The 15,448-nt window shown below is 67.8% G+C and carries 16 protein-coding genes; 7 read left to right on the forward strand and 9 right to left on the reverse strand.

Translation table 11 applies throughout. The annotated features are described in order from the left end of the window. The first annotated feature begins 53 nt into the window (after positions 1 to 53). On the forward strand, positions 54 to 2,294 hold the full coding sequence (locus tag ACZ54P_RS31485) for a terpene synthase family protein (protein ID WP_465465223.1): 2,241 nt from the start codon (positions 54 to 56) through the stop codon (positions 2,292 to 2,294). Between the two features lie 80 nt (positions 2,295 to 2,374). Here the strand turns inward: ACZ54P_RS31485 and ACZ54P_RS31490 are convergent, their stop codons facing one another. Next, positions 2,375 to 3,562 (reverse strand): beta-1,3-glucanase family protein, encoded by a 1,188-nt coding sequence (locus ACZ54P_RS31490; RefSeq protein WP_465465224.1) that lies wholly within the window; start codon positions 3,560 to 3,562, stop codon positions 2,375 to 2,377. Positions 3,563 to 3,888: 326 nt separating this feature from the next. Here ACZ54P_RS31490 and ACZ54P_RS31495 point away from each other — a divergent pair, with 326 nt between their 5' ends. Then, positions 3,889 to 4,491 (forward strand): sigma-70 family RNA polymerase sigma factor, encoded by a 603-nt coding sequence (locus tag ACZ54P_RS31495; protein ID WP_465465225.1) that lies wholly within the window; start codon positions 3,889 to 3,891, stop codon positions 4,489 to 4,491. A 271-nt stretch (positions 4,492 to 4,762) separates the two neighbouring features. Further along, positions 4,763 to 5,677 (forward strand): LysR family transcriptional regulator, encoded by a 915-nt coding sequence (locus ACZ54P_RS31500; RefSeq protein WP_465465226.1) that lies wholly within the window; start codon positions 4,763 to 4,765, stop codon positions 5,675 to 5,677. Here ACZ54P_RS31500 and ACZ54P_RS31505 read toward each other — a convergent pair. After that, on the reverse strand, positions 5,659 to 6,651 hold the full coding sequence (locus ACZ54P_RS31505; protein WP_465465227.1) for a small ribosomal subunit Rsm22 family protein: 993 nt from the start codon (positions 6,649 to 6,651) through the stop codon (positions 5,659 to 5,661). The genes ACZ54P_RS31500 and ACZ54P_RS31505 overlap by 19 nt on opposite strands. Before the next feature lie 206 nt (positions 6,652 to 6,857). On the opposite strand from ACZ54P_RS31505, the gene ACZ54P_RS31510 reads away from it, so the two are divergent. Further along, positions 6,858 to 7,274, forward strand: a complete 417-nt coding sequence (locus tag ACZ54P_RS31510; protein ID WP_465465228.1) for a YciI family protein — start codon at positions 6,858 to 6,860, stop codon at positions 7,272 to 7,274. Positions 7,275 to 7,304: 30 nt separating this feature from the next. Continuing rightward, complete coding sequence (locus ACZ54P_RS31515) at positions 7,305 to 8,588, forward strand: RNA polymerase sigma factor (RefSeq protein ID WP_465465229.1); 1,284 nt, start codon at positions 7,305 to 7,307, stop codon at positions 8,586 to 8,588. A 55-nt stretch (positions 8,589 to 8,643) separates the two neighbouring features. On the opposite strand, the gene ACZ54P_RS31520 is transcribed toward ACZ54P_RS31515, so the two are convergent. From ACZ54P_RS31520 to ACZ54P_RS31540, 5 genes are all read right to left on the reverse strand, one after another. After that, positions 8,644 to 9,039 (reverse strand): sigma factor-like helix-turn-helix DNA-binding protein, encoded by a 396-nt coding sequence (locus tag ACZ54P_RS31520; RefSeq protein WP_465465230.1) that lies wholly within the window; start codon positions 9,037 to 9,039, stop codon positions 8,644 to 8,646. 134 nt (positions 9,040 to 9,173) lie between these two features. Then, the gene (locus tag ACZ54P_RS31525) at positions 9,174 to 10,046 is read right to left on the reverse strand and encodes a nuclease (protein WP_465465231.1); all 873 of its coding nucleotides are present in this window, start codon (positions 10,044 to 10,046) and stop codon (positions 9,174 to 9,176) included. 162 nt (positions 10,047 to 10,208) lie between these two features. Continuing rightward, the gene (locus tag ACZ54P_RS31530; RefSeq protein WP_465465232.1) at positions 10,209 to 10,991 is read right to left on the reverse strand and encodes an IclR family transcriptional regulator; all 783 of its coding nucleotides are present in this window, start codon (positions 10,989 to 10,991) and stop codon (positions 10,209 to 10,211) included. Positions 10,992 to 11,271: 280 nt separating this feature from the next. Continuing rightward, positions 11,272 to 11,679 (reverse strand): CoA-binding protein, encoded by a 408-nt coding sequence (locus tag ACZ54P_RS31535; RefSeq protein ID WP_465465233.1) that lies wholly within the window; start codon positions 11,677 to 11,679, stop codon positions 11,272 to 11,274. 34 nt (positions 11,680 to 11,713) lie between these two features. Continuing rightward, positions 11,714 to 12,286: a hypothetical protein gene (locus ACZ54P_RS31540; protein WP_465465234.1), complete on the reverse strand. Its 573-nt coding sequence runs from the start codon at positions 12,284 to 12,286 to the stop codon at positions 11,714 to 11,716. A gap of 130 nt (positions 12,287 to 12,416) precedes the next feature. On the opposite strand from ACZ54P_RS31540, the gene ACZ54P_RS31545 reads away from it, so the two are divergent. Both ACZ54P_RS31545 and ACZ54P_RS31550 read left to right on the forward strand, forming a co-directional pair. Further along, positions 12,417 to 13,214, forward strand: a complete 798-nt coding sequence (locus tag ACZ54P_RS31545) for a 2-keto-4-pentenoate hydratase (protein ID WP_465465235.1) — start codon at positions 12,417 to 12,419, stop codon at positions 13,212 to 13,214. Beyond that, a complete protein-coding gene (locus ACZ54P_RS31550; protein ID WP_465465236.1) occupies positions 13,211 to 13,972 on the forward strand; it encodes a 2-keto-4-pentenoate hydratase in 762 nt (253 codons plus the stop codon). Before ACZ54P_RS31545 ends, ACZ54P_RS31550 begins: the two co-directional genes overlap by 4 nt. Here the strand turns inward: ACZ54P_RS31550 and ACZ54P_RS31555 are convergent. Together ACZ54P_RS31555 and ACZ54P_RS31560 are read right to left on the reverse strand one after the other, a co-directional pair. Then, positions 13,953 to 14,837, reverse strand: coding sequence for an alpha/beta fold hydrolase (locus tag ACZ54P_RS31555; protein ID WP_465465237.1), 885 nt, complete (start codon positions 14,835 to 14,837; stop codon positions 13,953 to 13,955). The two genes, ACZ54P_RS31550 and ACZ54P_RS31555, sit on opposite strands and share 20 nt — an antisense overlap. 32 nt (positions 14,838 to 14,869) lie before the next feature. Further along, a complete protein-coding gene (locus tag ACZ54P_RS31560) occupies positions 14,870 to 15,064 on the reverse strand; it encodes a hypothetical protein (protein WP_465465238.1) in 195 nt (64 codons plus the stop codon). Positions 15,065 to 15,448: the final 384 nt, after the last annotated feature.

A 15,448-nucleotide genomic window follows, 5' to 3' on the forward strand; every position in this document is an offset into this window, starting at 1 on the left:
TGGGGCTGGAAATGTCGAGACGTATTCGACATCCGTCCGGGAGGCAGTCGCAGATGCAGGCTTTCACCTTGCCCGAGTTCTACGTGCCGCATCCGGCACGGATCAATCCGCATCTGGAAGCGGCACGGACGCACAGCATGGCTTGGGCCAGGGAGATGGGCATGCTCGATTCGCCATCGCCGTCCGGCGACGTCGTCTGGACCGAGCAGGCGCTGGCGAAGATGGATTACGCGCTGCTCTGCGCGCACACTCATCCGGACTGTGACGGGCCGTCCCTCGATCTGGTCACGGATTGGTACGTCTGGGTGTTCTTCTTCGACGACGATTTCCTCGCGCAATTCAAGTACACCCGGAACACCGAAGGCGCCAAGGCCTATTTGGACCGGCTGGAACTGTTCATGACCGGGCCGGGAGAAACACCGCCGGAGCCGGAAAACCCCGCCGAAGCCGGGCTCAAAGACCTCTGGGCGCGCACCATTCCCTCGATGTCGGAAGCCTGGCGGCGGCGATTCGTCACCAGTACGCACAACCTGATGGTCGAATCGCTCTGGGAACTCGACAACATCGACCGCGGCCGGATCGCGAACCCCGTCGAATACATCCAGATGCGCCGCCGCGTCGGTGGAGCACCGTGGTCGGCCAACCTGATCGAGTACGCCGTCGGCGCCGAAGTACCGGACAAGGTCGCGGCGACCAGGCCGCTGGAGGTGCTGCGCGACACCTTCGCCGACGCCGTCCACCTGCGCAACGACCTGTTCTCCTACCAGCGCGAAGTCCGTGAGGAAGGCGAGAACTCCAACGCCGTCCTCGTCTTCGAGAAGTTCCTCGACTGTTCGACGCAGGAGGCCGCCGAACTCACCAACGACCTGCTGACCTCGCGGCTGCAGCAGTTCGAGAACACCGCGCTCGTCGAGGTGCCGGCACTGCTGGCCGAACACGACGTCCCGCTGCCGGAACAGATCGGGATCGGCCGGTACGTCAAGGGCCTGCAGGACTGGCAGTCCGGCGGCCACGAATGGCACGCGAAATCCAGCCGGTACATGAACGAAGGCCCGGTCTCCGGCACGAACCGTCCCCTCGGCGGCCCGACGGGGCTCGGCACGGAGTCACTACGGCTCTCGCCGAACCGGTTGGGCCTGGTCCAGCGGACGCGGCAGCAGGCGCCCCCGCCGTTCGCGCCGGTAGGACACCTTCCCCTGCCCGAATTCCGCATGCCGTACCCCGTCCGCACCAGCCCGCACCTGGCCGCCGCCCGCGAGTACGCCCCGGGCTGGGCGCGGAAGATGGGCATGTTCGACTCGGTGCCGGGCGTCGAACTCGGCGGGGTCTGGGACGAACGCCGGATGCGCGGCATCGACCTGCCGCACTGTGCCGCGATGATCCACCCGGACGCGGACTTCGAACAGCTCAAACTGTCGTCGGACTGGCTCGCCTGGGGCACCTACGGCGACGACTACTTCCCGTTGATCTTCGGGATGCGGCGGGACCCTGTCGCGGCGAAGCTCTGCAGTGACCGGCTTTCCCTGTTCATGCCGCTCGACGGCGAGCCGGTGCCCGAGCCCGCCGATCCGATCGAGCGAGGGCTCACGGATCTGTGGAACCGCACCGCCGGGCCGATGACACCGCAGGCGCGGGCGGGATTCCGGCGTGCGGTCGAGAGCATGATCGCGAGCTGGGTCTGGGAGGTGGCGAACCAGGCGCAGAACCGCGTCCCCGACCCGATCGACTACGTGGAGATGCGGCGGCGGACGTTCGGCTCGGACCTCACGAAAAGCCTCGCGCGGCTCGAACTCGGCGACGTCGTCCCGCCGGAGATCTACCAGAACCGGGTGCTCTTCGAACTGGACACCGCCGCCCAGGACTACGCGACCTTCGCCAACGATCTCTTTTCCTACCAGAAGGAGATCGAGTACGAGGGCGAGGTGCACAACCTCGTCTACGTCGTCGAACGCTTCCTCGACGTGGACAGATTCCAGGCCAGGGACATCACCGCCCGCCTGATGAACGCGCGGATGGAACAGTTCGAGCAGCTCGCGGACGAGGGCCTGCCGCGGATGTGCGACGACCTCGGGCTCGACGACGAGGTCCGCGCGGTGCTGACCAGGTACGCGGACAACATGAAGAACTGGATGTCGGGCATCCTGGAATGGCACCGGAAATGCGTGCGGTACATGCCGGAGGAGCTGGCGCGCATCCGCACCCCCGAACCGCCGGTGCGCTCGCTCAAGCCGAGCGGGATCGGACCGAACGGGATCGGCTTGTCGGCCTGGCGGATCGGGAGCGGGGCGCGCTGACGGGTCGCTCGCCGGGGTCGTGAGTGGCGATTCGGGTGAGAACCCGACTCGCCACTCACGACCAGCTGTACCGACGCCGCCTAGAAAGCGGTCAGGATGATCCGCGCCGAACGCGGGTCACCGTCGTGCACCAGCGACTCGAAGTGCCCGACGTCGTCGAAGGCGAATCCGTACGCCTTGCCGTCGACCATCTGCTCGTGCACGATCCGCGAGTAGTGGTCGGTCACGGTCTGCTTGTAGAACTGGCCGGCGTCGTAGGTCGGCTGCGTGTGCAGGTGACCCAGGGTCGACCGGTGCAGTGCCGCGCACAACGTCCGCGCGATCGGCCCGACGACCTGGTCGTTCGGCGCCTGCAGCCGTCCGTCGCAGTTGAAGACGTCGCGGGTGCTCGGCTTGCTGAACGACGCGACCGTCGCGCCCGAGGTGTCCGTGAACCGCATGACGTCGTCCCCGCCGGTCCGGCCGGTGAACTTCTTGCCGGGTTCGGCTTCGAACGGGACCACGGTCAGCGGCGTCGATTTGTAGGTGTTCCAGGCGTTCGTGACGTAGCCGTCGAGGTAGTTACCGCTGAACTTGCCGGAGTCGAGACCTTTGCCCGGCGCGAGGACCCTCAGCCGGTTGTAGGCCAAGTTCGAGAAAGCCGGCTGCGCTTGGACGGCGTTGAAGATGTTCTCCCGGCCGTTCGCCTTGAGGCGCCCGGCTTCCTTGTTCGCGCCGGCGCCGTTGGTCAGCCCGACCGCGTGCGGGACGCTGAACATGTCCACCTGCGAGCTGTTGATGAACAAGCCCGCGTTGTCGTAGGTGAATTCGCTCCAGTCGAACAGGATGTCGCGGTTCGGGTCCCCGTCCGCCCACGGCGCCGGCTGCACCAGCCCGTCCGGCGTCAGGAAGAACTTGATCTTCTGCCCGAACGACAGGTAGACGCGGCCCGACAGCATCCGCGGGATCCGCAATGTGGTCGAGCCGCCGTTGCCGGGGCCGGCGATCGCGACGTCCGGTGCGGGGCTCGGCGGGTTCGCGCCGGGTGGCCACGGGGTGAAGGTGCCGCTCGCGGTGACGTAGCCGAGCCTGCCGGTGTTGAGGTTCGTGCTGAGCACGTAGAGGTGGACGGCGTCGGTGCGGTTCGAATTGTTGGTGACGGTCAGCGGCAGCGGATCGGGACCGGCGGCGACCGCGGTGGGTGCCGAAAGCGCCGAAACCCCGGTGGCCAGTGGGAGAACGACCGCCAACGCGGTCAAGACGCGCCGGATCTTCTGACGGATGCGCACAGCTCACTCCTCGGCTGGATCCCGCCGCGGAGCGCGAACGCGCCACGGCGGTGCTTGCGGATGTCGGCCGGGGGCGCGTTCCCGGCCTGGCTGAGACCTTGGCGAGGGGTCTCAGCACGGAAAGTTACGTCCCGACTTCTAACTTGTCTAGACCAACGGTGGGAACCTGTCCGGTTTCGCGCCAAGGTGGACACTTTGTCGCGGACTTTCGTCGATTGAGGTGGCCGGACTACTCGACTACCGTGGTCCGCGTTCCGTCCTGGACCTCGGCGGCCGGTTTTCTCATCCGTGGGGAGCGGGACATGGGCGGCGGCGACGATTTTCCGGTGCGAAGAACCGGCGAGGGCGAGACCTGGATCTCCCCGGCCGGGTGGGACGACCTGGCCAAGGCCGCGGCGGACGGCGAGCCGCACGGCATGGACGACCTCATGGCGGCCCTCTCTCCATGGGCGCGGCAGTACGCCGAAACCCGGCTCCGCGGCCGCGATCTGACCTACCTCGAACCGGCCGACGTCGCGCAGGAGATCTGCCTCGCGGTCTTGGTCGCCGTTCCCGGTTACGGCCTTCGCGGTGGCTCTTTCCTGTTCCTCCTGCGTGCCATCGCGGCGAACAAGGTGGCCGACGTCTTCCGCAAGGCCGCGCGGAGCAAACAGGTTCTGACCGGTGAACTCCCGGAGTGTCCGGCCGTCGCCGCGGACGAGCCGGAGCAACGCGCTCTGCGGACCGACCTCGGTGTCCGGCTCGGCAGGCTGCTGCGGATGCTGCCGGTCTCCCATCGCGAGGTGCTGGGAATGCGGGTGATCGGCCAGTTGACGTCGAACGAGACCGCGGCGGCGCTCGGCACGACGTCGTCACGCGTGCGGGTGACCAAACACCGGGCGATCAGCAGGCTGCGCGCCTGCGCTCAGCGCCAGGACGCCTTGAGTTGAAGGCGGACCAGCAGCCGAAGAAAGAGATTCTCCCGTTTGGCCCGGGTTTCGAGAATGCGAACGCACATGGCCCCTCCAGAGCTCGCCGTCGGCACCGTCGCCGAGGGCCGGAGCCACGGACGCCGATGCCAAGCCTAGGTGCGGATGGGCCCGCCGAAACCGGCTGAACGGACGATTGGCGTCCACCTGTTCGGGTCCGGTGAGTGAATACCGACCGGAACAATACCGGTTCAGCGCTTGTTCGCCTCCGATTGATACCTAGACTGAATAGGTGTTCTCCCTGGACCAGCTGGTGAGTTTCGTCGCGGTGGCCGAGGAACTGCACTACGGCCGGGCGGCGGAGCGGCTTTCGATGACCCAGCCGCCGTTGAGCAGGCGGATCCAGCTGCTGGAGCGCGAACTGGGGGTCGAGCTTTTCGACCGTACGCACCGCGCGGTCCGGCTGACACCCGCCGGACGGGTCTTTCTCGCTGAGGCAAGGAAAATACTGCGTTCGTCGCAAGAGGCAACGCTGTATGTCCGCCGGGCGAAGAAGGGCGAGGTCGGCGTCGTCACGCTCGGTTTCACCGCCACCGCCGCGTATTCGTACCTCGAACGCGTTCTCGCCGCGGCGAACGCCGAAGTGCCGGGCGTCGATCTGGTGCTCCGGGAGATGGTGACGTCGGCGCAGGTGGCGGAGTTGCTGGCGGGCGGGATGGACCTCGGCATGATCCGGCCGCCGGTGACCGGCGGCGACATCGTGACCCTGCCGCTGTGGCGCGAGCCGTTGCTGGCGGCGATGTCGTCGGGGCATCCCTTGGCGCGGCGCAAGAAGAATCCCGGTATCCGCGACTTCGACGGCGAGCCGTTCATCATGTATTCGCCGTCGGAGTGCCGGTATTTCCACGACATGCTCGTGGCGGTGTTCCGCGCGGCGCGGGTGCTGCCGGCGTACACGCAGTACCTCAGTCAGGTGCATACGGTGCTCGCGCTGGTCAAAGCGGATCTGGGGGTCTCGCTGGTGCCCGCGGCGGCCGCCGCGCTGCGGTTCGAGGGGGTCGTGCTCCGTCCGGTGGACGGGATCGAGGGCCGTCCGGTGGAACTCGAACTGATGTGGCGGCGCGGCAACGACAATCCGGCGCTCGGCGCGCTGCTCACCGTCATCGGCGGTCTGGCGCGGCGCGGCTATCAGTCCACTGTGGACTGAGCGGGTGGCCAGGCGTCGCCCCATTCCGCGTCGCGCGCCGTGCGGTAGTCCGCGCCGTGCCGTTTGGTGACGATCGTGTCGGTGAGTCCGGCTTCGGCGCACAGGGACAGGCTGACCATCCCCTTGCGTTTGACGGGGTGTCGCAGGATCCGGCCCCCGGCCCGCTCCGGTGCCGTCCGGGAGGCGACGACGTAGGAGAACTTCTCGTCCTCGAACCCGAGCGTTCCCGCTTTCAGCTGACGATGCAGGTTGGTGCGCGGGAGGCGGGCGGAGAAATGACACCAGTCCTTGCCGCGCGGGATCGGACAGGCGCCTTCGTGCGGGCAGGGCGCGACCAGGGAGAGCCCGAATTCGACCAACCTGTCCCGTGCCTCGACGATGCGTTCGTAGCCCGCCGGAGTGCCGGGTTCGATCAGCACCAGCATCCCGGCCTTGGCCGCCAGCCAACCGACGACGTCGGCCCGGCGGGGCTCCGGCAGTTCGCCGAGGACATAGGAGAGGGTGACCAGATCGGCGTCCGGCGCGGGCGCGTCCGGGTCGATCAGGCCGCGCTGCCAGGTCGAGCCGCGCACGGCCTTGCCGACGGCGTTCCCCGCGAGCCGCCGCCCCAGCGCGATCGCGCCGGGAACCTGCTCGACGACGGTGCTGTCCTCCAGCGACGGCCACACGTCCGCGGCCGCCCAGATCGCCGCACCGGTGCCACCGCCGACGTCGATTTGCGTACGCGGAGCGAACCCGGGCGCGCGAAGGGCGGCTTCGGCGAGAACGGCGTGTATGGCCGCGTAGGTGGCCGGCATCCGGTAGCCCGCGTACGCCGCGATGTCCACCTCGGAAGAGAGGATGGGCGCGCTCGCGGGGTTGTTCTCGCGGTAGCGCGAGCTGAGCCGCTCGACGGACTGCGTCAGCCTGGTCTGCGGGTATTTGCCCAGCTCTTCGTCGAGGGCGGAGCGGAGATCCGGGGGGAGAGCGGCCACCCCGGAATGATCCCAGTCGCGCGCGGCGCGTCCTTCGAGGGTGGGCGGTGGGGATGAGGTGGGATGCTTCATGGGCGGTTGACCTGCGGTTTTCCGGCTGCTCGAATACTCGCGGAAAAAAGTTCGGGGACCGTGTCGAAACCCGGGGTGCCCGATCGACGCGTAGATGTGGCAGGGACGAGCCCCGCCGGGAACGGAGACACGAGATGCGGTTCATGGTGATCGTCAAGAGCGACGAGAAGAGCGACGTGGCCGGTGCTCAGCCGAGCGCCGAGGAGCTGCAGGAAATGGGGAAGTTCAACGAGGAGCTGGTGAAGGCCGGCGTCATGCTCGCGGGGGAAGGACTGCTTCCCAGCGCCGACGGTGTCCGCATCCAGTACAACGGCACCGCCGAGGCCAGGGTCGTCGACGGACCTTTCGCCGAGAGCAAGGAACTCATCGCGGGTTTCTGGATCCTTCAAGTCAAGGACAAGGCCGAGGTCATCGAATGGATGAAGCGCGCGCCGTTCCGCGAGGGCGAGATCGAGATCCGGCGGGTCGCCGAGATGGAGGACTTCGACCACGCCACTCCCGAGATCGTCGAGCACGAGCAGAACCTGCGAAAGCAGGCCGAGGCCAACTGATGGTTGCGGTCGTCGCGCCGACGATGTTGATTGGTCGGCGTGACGGCAACAGCAGACCCTCGTTCGGCGATCGACGCGGTGTGGCGGATCGAATCGGCCCGCCTCATCGCCGGCCTCGCGCGGATGACGCGCGACGTCGGCCTCGCGGAGGAACTGGCGCAGGACGCGCTGGTCGCCGCGCTCGAACAGTGGCCTGAGTCGGGCGTCCCGAGGAATCCGGGCGCCTGGCTCATGACCACGGCCAAACGCCGTGCCGTCGACACCTTCCGCCGTAACGAGCGGTACGAGCGGAAACTCGGCGAGATCGGCCGCGAGCAGGAGTTCGAGGAGGAGCCCGACTTCACCGCGGGCCTCGACGACCATATCGAGGACGATCTGCTGCGGCTGGTGTTCACCGCCTGCCACCCGGTGCTCTCGACGGAGGCCAGGGTGGCGCTCACGCTGAAGATGATCGGCGGGTTGCAGACGCACGAGATCGCGCGGGCGTTCCTGGCCAAGGAAACCGCCATCGCGCAACGGATCGTCCGGGCGAAGAAGACGCTCGGCGACGCCAAGGTGCCCTTCGAAGTACCCGAGGGGGCCGACCGGGTCGCGCGCTTGGAGTCGGTGCTCGAAGTGATCTACCTGATCTTCAACGAGGGATATTCGGCGACGGCCGGCGAGGATTGGATGCGGCCGGGATTGTGCGAGGAGGCGCTGCGGCTCGGCCGGATCCTGGCCGGGCTCATGCCGAAGGAACCCGAGGTGCACGGGCTGGTCGCGCTGATGGAGATCCAGGCTTCACGGTCCGCCGCGCGTGTCGGGCCGAACGGGGAACCCGTGCTGCTCATGGACCAGGACCGCGCCAAATGGGACCGGCTCCTGATCGGCCGTGGCCTCGCCGCGCTGGAACTCGCCGAGTCGCTGACGGATGGCGCCTTCGGTGTCTACGCCGCACAGGCCGCCATCGCCGCCTGTCACGCACGGGCCCGCACAGGTGAGGAGACCGACTGGGGACGCATCGCCGTCCTGTACGAAGGACTCGGGAAGCTGAACCCGTCACCGGTGATCGAACTGAACCGGGCGGTGGCGCTGTCGATGGCCTTCGGACCGGAGGCGGGGCTCGTGGTCGTCGACAAGCTGACGTCCGAGCCCGCGCTGAAGTCGTACCATCTGCTGCCGAGTGTGCGCGGCGATTTCCTGGCGAAGCTCGGCCGTCTCGACGAGGCCCGCGTCGAGTTCGAGCGGGCGGCGGAGATGACCGGGAACGACGCGGAGCGCACCTTGCTGCTCAACCGGGCGGCCGAATGCGCCGCCGGCCCCGACCGCGTTTAGTTCTCTGAATGCGGTAGTTGCGTGTGCAAGTACCGCATTCAGAGGACTAAACGCGTCAGGCCGGGGTGGGGCGCAGCGTGGTGAGCGCCCGGTGCTGGCCCAGCCGGACGGCCTGGACGGAGCAGCCGAGCGCCAGCGCGGTGTCGTCGGCGGAAAGGCCCACGAGCGACCGCAGCACCATGATCTCGCGCTGCTGTCCGGGCAGCACCGAGAGCGGATTCGGCAGTTCGGCGGCCGTCCGGTGGAAGTCGTCGACCAGGCCACGCGTGACGTTGTAGGCGAACGTGAGCAGCGTGGCCGCCTCGGCCGCGCCGGCGAGGATCTCGCGGCAGCTGTTCGTCGCGACGGCGTCCGCGGTGTCATAGCTACCCGCACGCCGTCCGATCCGCGCCCGGCAGTAGCGCACGACAAGGACGCGGACCGCGTCGATGAGTTTCGAGGCTGTCTCCATCCGCCCGCCGGTCTCCTCCAAGCGCCGCGAACCGTGTACTCGCATCGGCTCCCTCTCCCACCTTTCAGATGAGCACGCCGGGAGGGAACGGAGGTACGGTCTTTTTGCCCACACCGCGGGTTTCAGGCGGGATTTCAGGCCTCGATGAAGACGATCCGTTCCGGTTCGACCGTCAGGTTCACGGTCTGTCGCTTGACGCTCACCAAGGTCTCGAACTCCGTGGCGTGTCCGTCCGGCACGGTGAACAGCCGGTCGTTGCGGGAATCGAGGAAGTCGGAGAACCCGGTCAGCGAGACCCCGCCGCTCTCGTCGAGTGCGAGGTAGTCGACGAGCCTGCGGAACAGTTTCGGCAGGATCACCAGTTCGTCGGCGAGTTGCCGCCGGGAGGAGAGTTTGAACCCGGAGTTCGTGACGTCCAGCGGCCACAGCCCGAGCCCGTCCTGGCGTGCCTTGACGGCGGCCGCGGCCAAGGCGTCACGGAGATCCGGGTAGAGCAGTGAATAGAACGTCGGGTAGGCGAGGCCGTCGGCGACCTGCCGGTAGTTGGCGGAGTTCTTCAGCGTTTTGACGTCGAGATGGACGCGGGAAAGGTCCGCCGACCTTCCCGGCCGTTGTCCGGGAAAGGCGAACGCCACCGCTCGTCCGTATTTGTCCGCGAATCGCGTCAGTATGTGACCCGGTACCTTGATCGGGGTCGCCGAAGTGACCCTTCCCCGTTCATCGCGTTCGACCGTTTTGAAGCCGAGAGCCTTCAAGAGGTTCGCCGAGGCGGCGTCAGCGAATTCGGCGGGCTGATGCCACATCCCGCCGGTTCCCCTGGCCTGGTAATGCGTTTCGAGCGCGTCGATCGCGTCGAGCCGCAACTGCATCCCGCCCCGCGAATTGAGCCGGACCTTGAGGCCCGCCTTCTTGGTCGCCTGGGGATCTTCGGGATAGAAGCGCACCGAATCGCCGTCCGGTGAGGCTCCGACAAGCTGGAACGTACCTTTGATCAGCGTCATGGGCATGGGGACAACGGTAGTTCTCATTCCGGTGAACGAACCATGCGTTCATCCATCCAGAGCAGTGGTCGGTAAAGATGGCGTGACCATTGTGGATAGTCTCGTGAGTGGTAATGACGGTTAGAACCGCCATTACCACTCACGACGCTTTCCTGGAGTCGGCCCTCCTCAGCTCCTTTGCGCCCGCACGTAACCCAGGCGGAGCGAAAGCGCGGCGGCCGTCCCCGCCACGGTCGCGCCGAGTTCGTCGGTCCGGCGGAGCACGCGGCCGGCCGGGCCCGCGATGCTGATCGCCGCGATCGGACGTCCGGTGTGGTCGCGGACGGCGGCGGCCACGCAGCCGACGTCCGGTTCGTTCTCGACCTCGTCGACCGCCCAGCCGCGACGGCTCGTCCTGGCGAGGTCGTCGAGCAGCCTGGCCGGATCGATGATCGTCTTGAGGGTGAGACTGTCGAGTTTCATCCGGCGGATGCGTTCGAGCCGGTCCTGTTCGGGCAGCGCCGCCAGCCACGCCTTGCCCAGCGACGTCGCGTGCTGCGGACGGCGGGTGCCGAGACGACAGGCCAGCGTCACGGCGTTGGCGCTGCGTTCGGTGGCGACGTAGACCATCGTGTCGTTGTCCGGGACGGCGAGATAGGTCGTCTCCCCGCTCCGTTCGGCGAGCGACGCGAGATAGCGCGGTGCGCAGCGGTGGAGGTCGGTCGCCGCCATCGCGCGGGCGCCGAGTTCGACCAGCCGGGTACCGAGCCGCACGCGGCCGGTGGCGCGGTCGGCTTCGAGGTATTCGAGGTTCTTGAGGGTGCCGACGATGCGGTAGGCGGCGCTCCGGGAGAGACCCAGTTGCCTGGCGATCGCGTTGGTGGAAATTTCCTGGTTCTTGCCGACGTGCTCGAGAACCGCGAGTCCGCGCTCGAGTGTGCCACTGGAATCCAGGCCGCGTGGTGTACCCACTTCGCCCTCCGTTGGACCGGGGTACCGATGGCCGGTACCTGTTTCCGCTAAGCGGACTCGGACGTTAACAGCTCGGTCCAGCCTTGGGAAGGTTTCTTAACAAACTGGCTCGTGGACAAGTTTTCCCAGCTTGTGGCGTTCCTGTCAAGATCACCGGATCGGCCCAATCCCTTCGATGGTTCCGATTCGGCGTATGACTTCAGGGGTCATTTTCCTGTTCACGGACATGAAAGAACCCTCGCCGGGAAATCACGGCAAGGGTTCGGCCAGGAGTTCGTTTCTAACGTGCGGACAGGTTCGCGACCGCGCGGACGACCGCCGTGCAGCGATCTTCGACGTAGTCCAAGCCGCCTTCTTCGGCGATCCGGCGTGACTCGGCGGAGACGATGCCCTGCTGTAGCCAAAGCGCTTTCGCGCCGATCGCGACGGCCTGTTCGGCGATCGGCGGGGTCTCCGCCGACGGGCGGAAGACGTCGACGAGGTCGACCGGCTCCGGGATGTCGGTGAGCGATCGGTAGACCTTCTCGCCCAGCAGCTCCTCGGCCGACGGATGGACGGGGATGATCCGGAACCCGTGTGCCTGCAGCACGGCGGCGACCCCGTGCGAGGCCTTGGCCGGATCACGGCTCAGCCCCACGACGGCGATCGTCTTCGATCCGGCGAGGATCTCGGTGGCGCGATCGGTCATCTCGGGTTCAACCGTCGCGGCCGCGTGGGAATTCCTAGAGTTTCCAGAGCCGCAGGCCGCGTACCCGGTACACCGGCCAGACGACGTGCCAGGCGCGGCGCCGCAGGAAGACCGCCGAGCAGGTCAGGACGTTGCGCGCGGAGGTCGTCGCGACATCGTGGCGATCCGGCCAGGTCTCGCCGTGCCGCCCCGCGGCGATCCGAAAGACGTTGACCAGCCCGCGGCCCTGCATGTCGTACTTCGCGCCGGTGTCGCCGGAATCCGGAGTGAGGGAGGCGATCTCCGGTCCGAACGCGGCCGCGGGCGCCGGTCCGACGTCGGCGGGGAGGTCACCGACGGTCGCCGAGATCGCCTTGCCGTACAGGCGGCGGGTGTAGCGCGTGAGCAGCACCCGCTCCCACAGCGGCAGGACCCGGCGGTGCTTGAGCAGCGCCGAACACTCCGCGTGCCCGATGGCGAAGACGTCGGTCAGCTCGTCGTAGGCGTTGTGCGCCGTGGGCTCGTTGAGATGGACGCGCACCTCGTACCGGATGCGCGCGGTCAGCTCGTCGAGCTCTTCACGGCGGTCGATCCTGGTCTTCGCCCGGGAGAGGGACCAATCGGACATGGGTGCAGGCTAGGTGATGATCGCGGTCGCACAAGACACTTTCGGCCTAATCTCCTCGTACCGGCCAGTGGAACGGGCGTCTTGTGCGGGCACAGGTGAGGAGGCAGAGTTCGGCTGTCGGAAGGAGCCCATGGACGCCAGCACGCTGCAGGAGGCCGCGGCCGCGCTGCTCAGCGCGTACGAGACCGGCAAGCCGATCGCGCCCCTGATCGAGACGTACCCCAAGGCGACGCTGGAGGACGCGTACCGCATCCAACAGCGGCTCGTCCGACACTGGGCCGAACGCGGCGACGGCGTACGCGGGCACAAGGTCGGCCTCGCCTCCGCCGCCATGCAGCGGCAGATGGGCGTCGACCAGCCCGACTACGGCCACTTGACCGCCTCGATGTTCCACCTCGAACACCAGCCGATCCCGATCGGCGGTTTCCTGCAGCCGAAGATCGAACCGGAGATCGCGTTCGTGCTCGGTTCGCGGTTGCGCGGCCCCGGTGTCACGGTGGCGGACGCGTTACGGGCGGTCGACTTCGTGGTGCCCGCCCTGGAGATCGTGGATTCCCGCATCCGGGACTGGAAGATCAGCATCGTCGACACCATCGCGGACAACGCGTCCTCCGGCGGTGTCGTCCTCGGCAGCAGGCCGACCGCGATCGGTGACATCGACCTGCGGCTGGTGGGCTGTGTCCTGCACCAGAACGGCGGGATCGCGGCCACCGGTGCCGGCGGCGCGGTACTCGGTTCGCCGGTGAACGCGCTGGTGTGGCTCGCGAACACGGTCGGACCGCTCGGTGTCGCCCTGGAACCGGGGCACGTCGTGCTGCCGGGTTCGATGACGCGCGCGATCCCGGTGAGCCCAGGCGACACCGTCGTCGCGACGATGGCGGGGCTCGGCAGTGTCACCGCGAAGTTCTCCGGGGAGGAACGGCCGTGAGCCTTGGTGTGCGGGAGGCGGCGGAAGCGCTGCTGTCGGGGGAAGAACGCGAGCCGCTGACGGACTCGTGGCCCGCTTTGGACGTCGATACCGCTTACGCGATCCAGGACGAAGCGTTGCGGCTTCGGCGGGCTCGCGGCGAGACGGTGGTCGGAGTCAAGCTGGGCCTGACCTCGCGAGCGATGCGGCAACGGATGGGAATCGACTCGCCGTTGCTCGCGTGGCTGACCGACGCGATGGTCCTGCCCGCCGGCGTACCGGTGCCGTCGCTGATCCACCCGCGTGCGGAGCCCGAGCTGGTTTTCGTGCTGGGGAAACGACTCGCAGGCCCGGGCGTGACAGCGGCGACGGCGATGGCGGCGGTGGACCGGGTCCACGGCGGTATCGAGATCGTCGACAGTCGCTACCGTGACTATCGGGGCAAGCTGCCGGACGCCGTGGCGGACAACGGTTTCTCCGCGTATTTCACGCTGGGCCCGGTTGGCGTCGAGCCGTCGGCGCTGGATCTTTCGCTGGAGGCGGCGCTTTTGGAGGTCGACGGCGCCATCGTCGACACCGCCACCGGGGCCGCCGTGCAGGGGCATCCGGCGGAGGCCTTGGCACTGGCGGCCAACATCCTCGGCGCCCGCGGCCTCGCTCTGGAGCCGGGCTGGATCGTGCTCACCGGCGGGATGACGGACGCTGTCGACCTGCGCCCGGGTTCACGGGTGGCCGCGCACTTCTCGCATCTGGGCTCGATCACGCTCGCCGGGTCTTGACCTCGGCGCGGTCCGCCGTCCGGAGCAGGCCGCGCACGAGCCGGGGCCAGATCGCGCGCGGAAGGTCGTGCCCCATCCCGGAAACGATGTCCAATTCGGACTCCCGCAGCGCGCGAGCCGTCGCCCTGCCACCGGAAACGTGCACGAGCGGATCCTTCGAACCGTGCACGACGAGGGCGGGCACCTGGACCTTCCGCAGTGCGCGGAACCGATCCCGGCTCGACAAGATCGCCGCCAGCTGGCGCGCGGTGCCGCCGGGATTGACACCACGGTCGAAAGAGCGTTCCGCGCGCTCCCGCATCCGGGCTTCGTCGAAGGGATAACCCGGCGAGCCGATGACACGGAACGTCCGCAGCAGGTAGTCGACGTACTGCTCGCGATTACGCGGCGGAGCCGAAAGCAGCATCGCCATCGCTTTGGCGCTCGGCCGTCCGACGAACCGGTTGCCGGTGGTCGACATGATCGACGTCAGCGAGCGCACGCGCGCCGGATGCTCGACGGCCAGGGTCTGCGCGACCATCCCGCCCATCGACGCGCCGACGACGTGCGCGCTTTCGATGCCGAGCTCGTCGAGCAGCGCGGCGGCGTCGTCAGCCATGTCCTTCAGCGAGTACGGCGCCACGCGCAGGGTGTAGGCCAGCGGCAAGTTCACCCGGCCCGACAGCCTGCTGGAGCGCCCGGCGTCCCGGTTGTCGTAGCGGATGACGAAGAATCCCTCGGCCGCGAGGCTCTCGCAGAGTTCGTCGTCCCACCAGATCATCTGCGAGGCGAGGCCCATGATCATCAGCAACGGCCTGCCGTCCGGTGAACCGAACGTCTCGTGGCACAACTGGATGCCGTTCACCTCGGCGATCGTCTCCGGCATTCCGACAGTGTGACCGGTGACGGCCGAAACGGCTACGCGTCCTCGATGTGGATGGCCTCACTCTCCGGCCCGGCGGAACGCTGCGTGCCCGCGTAGTCGGCGACCTCCTCCGGTTCGGTGTCCCGCAGGTCACCGCCGTCGGGCGTGGTGAGCTGGATGGCCTCTTCGGACGTGTCGGCGGCGGGGCTGGGGCCGTCCGCTGCTTCGCGGTCTTCCTGGTCGGACACGGTTCCTCCTGCCTGATCGGGTTCGTTACCGGGGGTTACCCGCTGCGCGCCCGGTTACTCACCGCGATAGACGACCTCCATAAGAAACACTTTTGGGACTAAAGGCCGATTAGGGCGATTTGCGGAGCTTCGGGGGGCTGTGAGCGACATAAGGGGTAGGGCAACTTGGCGTGCTGACGCTGGAGACAGGTGCGCGCCCGAGTGCCCGATTCGCGTATTTCCGTGGTTCCGCACGGGGGGCGTGAGTGCTAATGAGCGTTCTATCGGGGGCTAAGGCAACCGTGGCGTCTTGAGGCTTCCGGTGAGGGGTGGGTCAGGGTGGTCGTGAGTGGCGATTCGGGTTCTCACCCCAACCGCCCCCCCCGAACCCCCTTCCCCCACGGG

Source organism: Amycolatopsis sp. NPDC034160 (assembly GCF_055575355.1).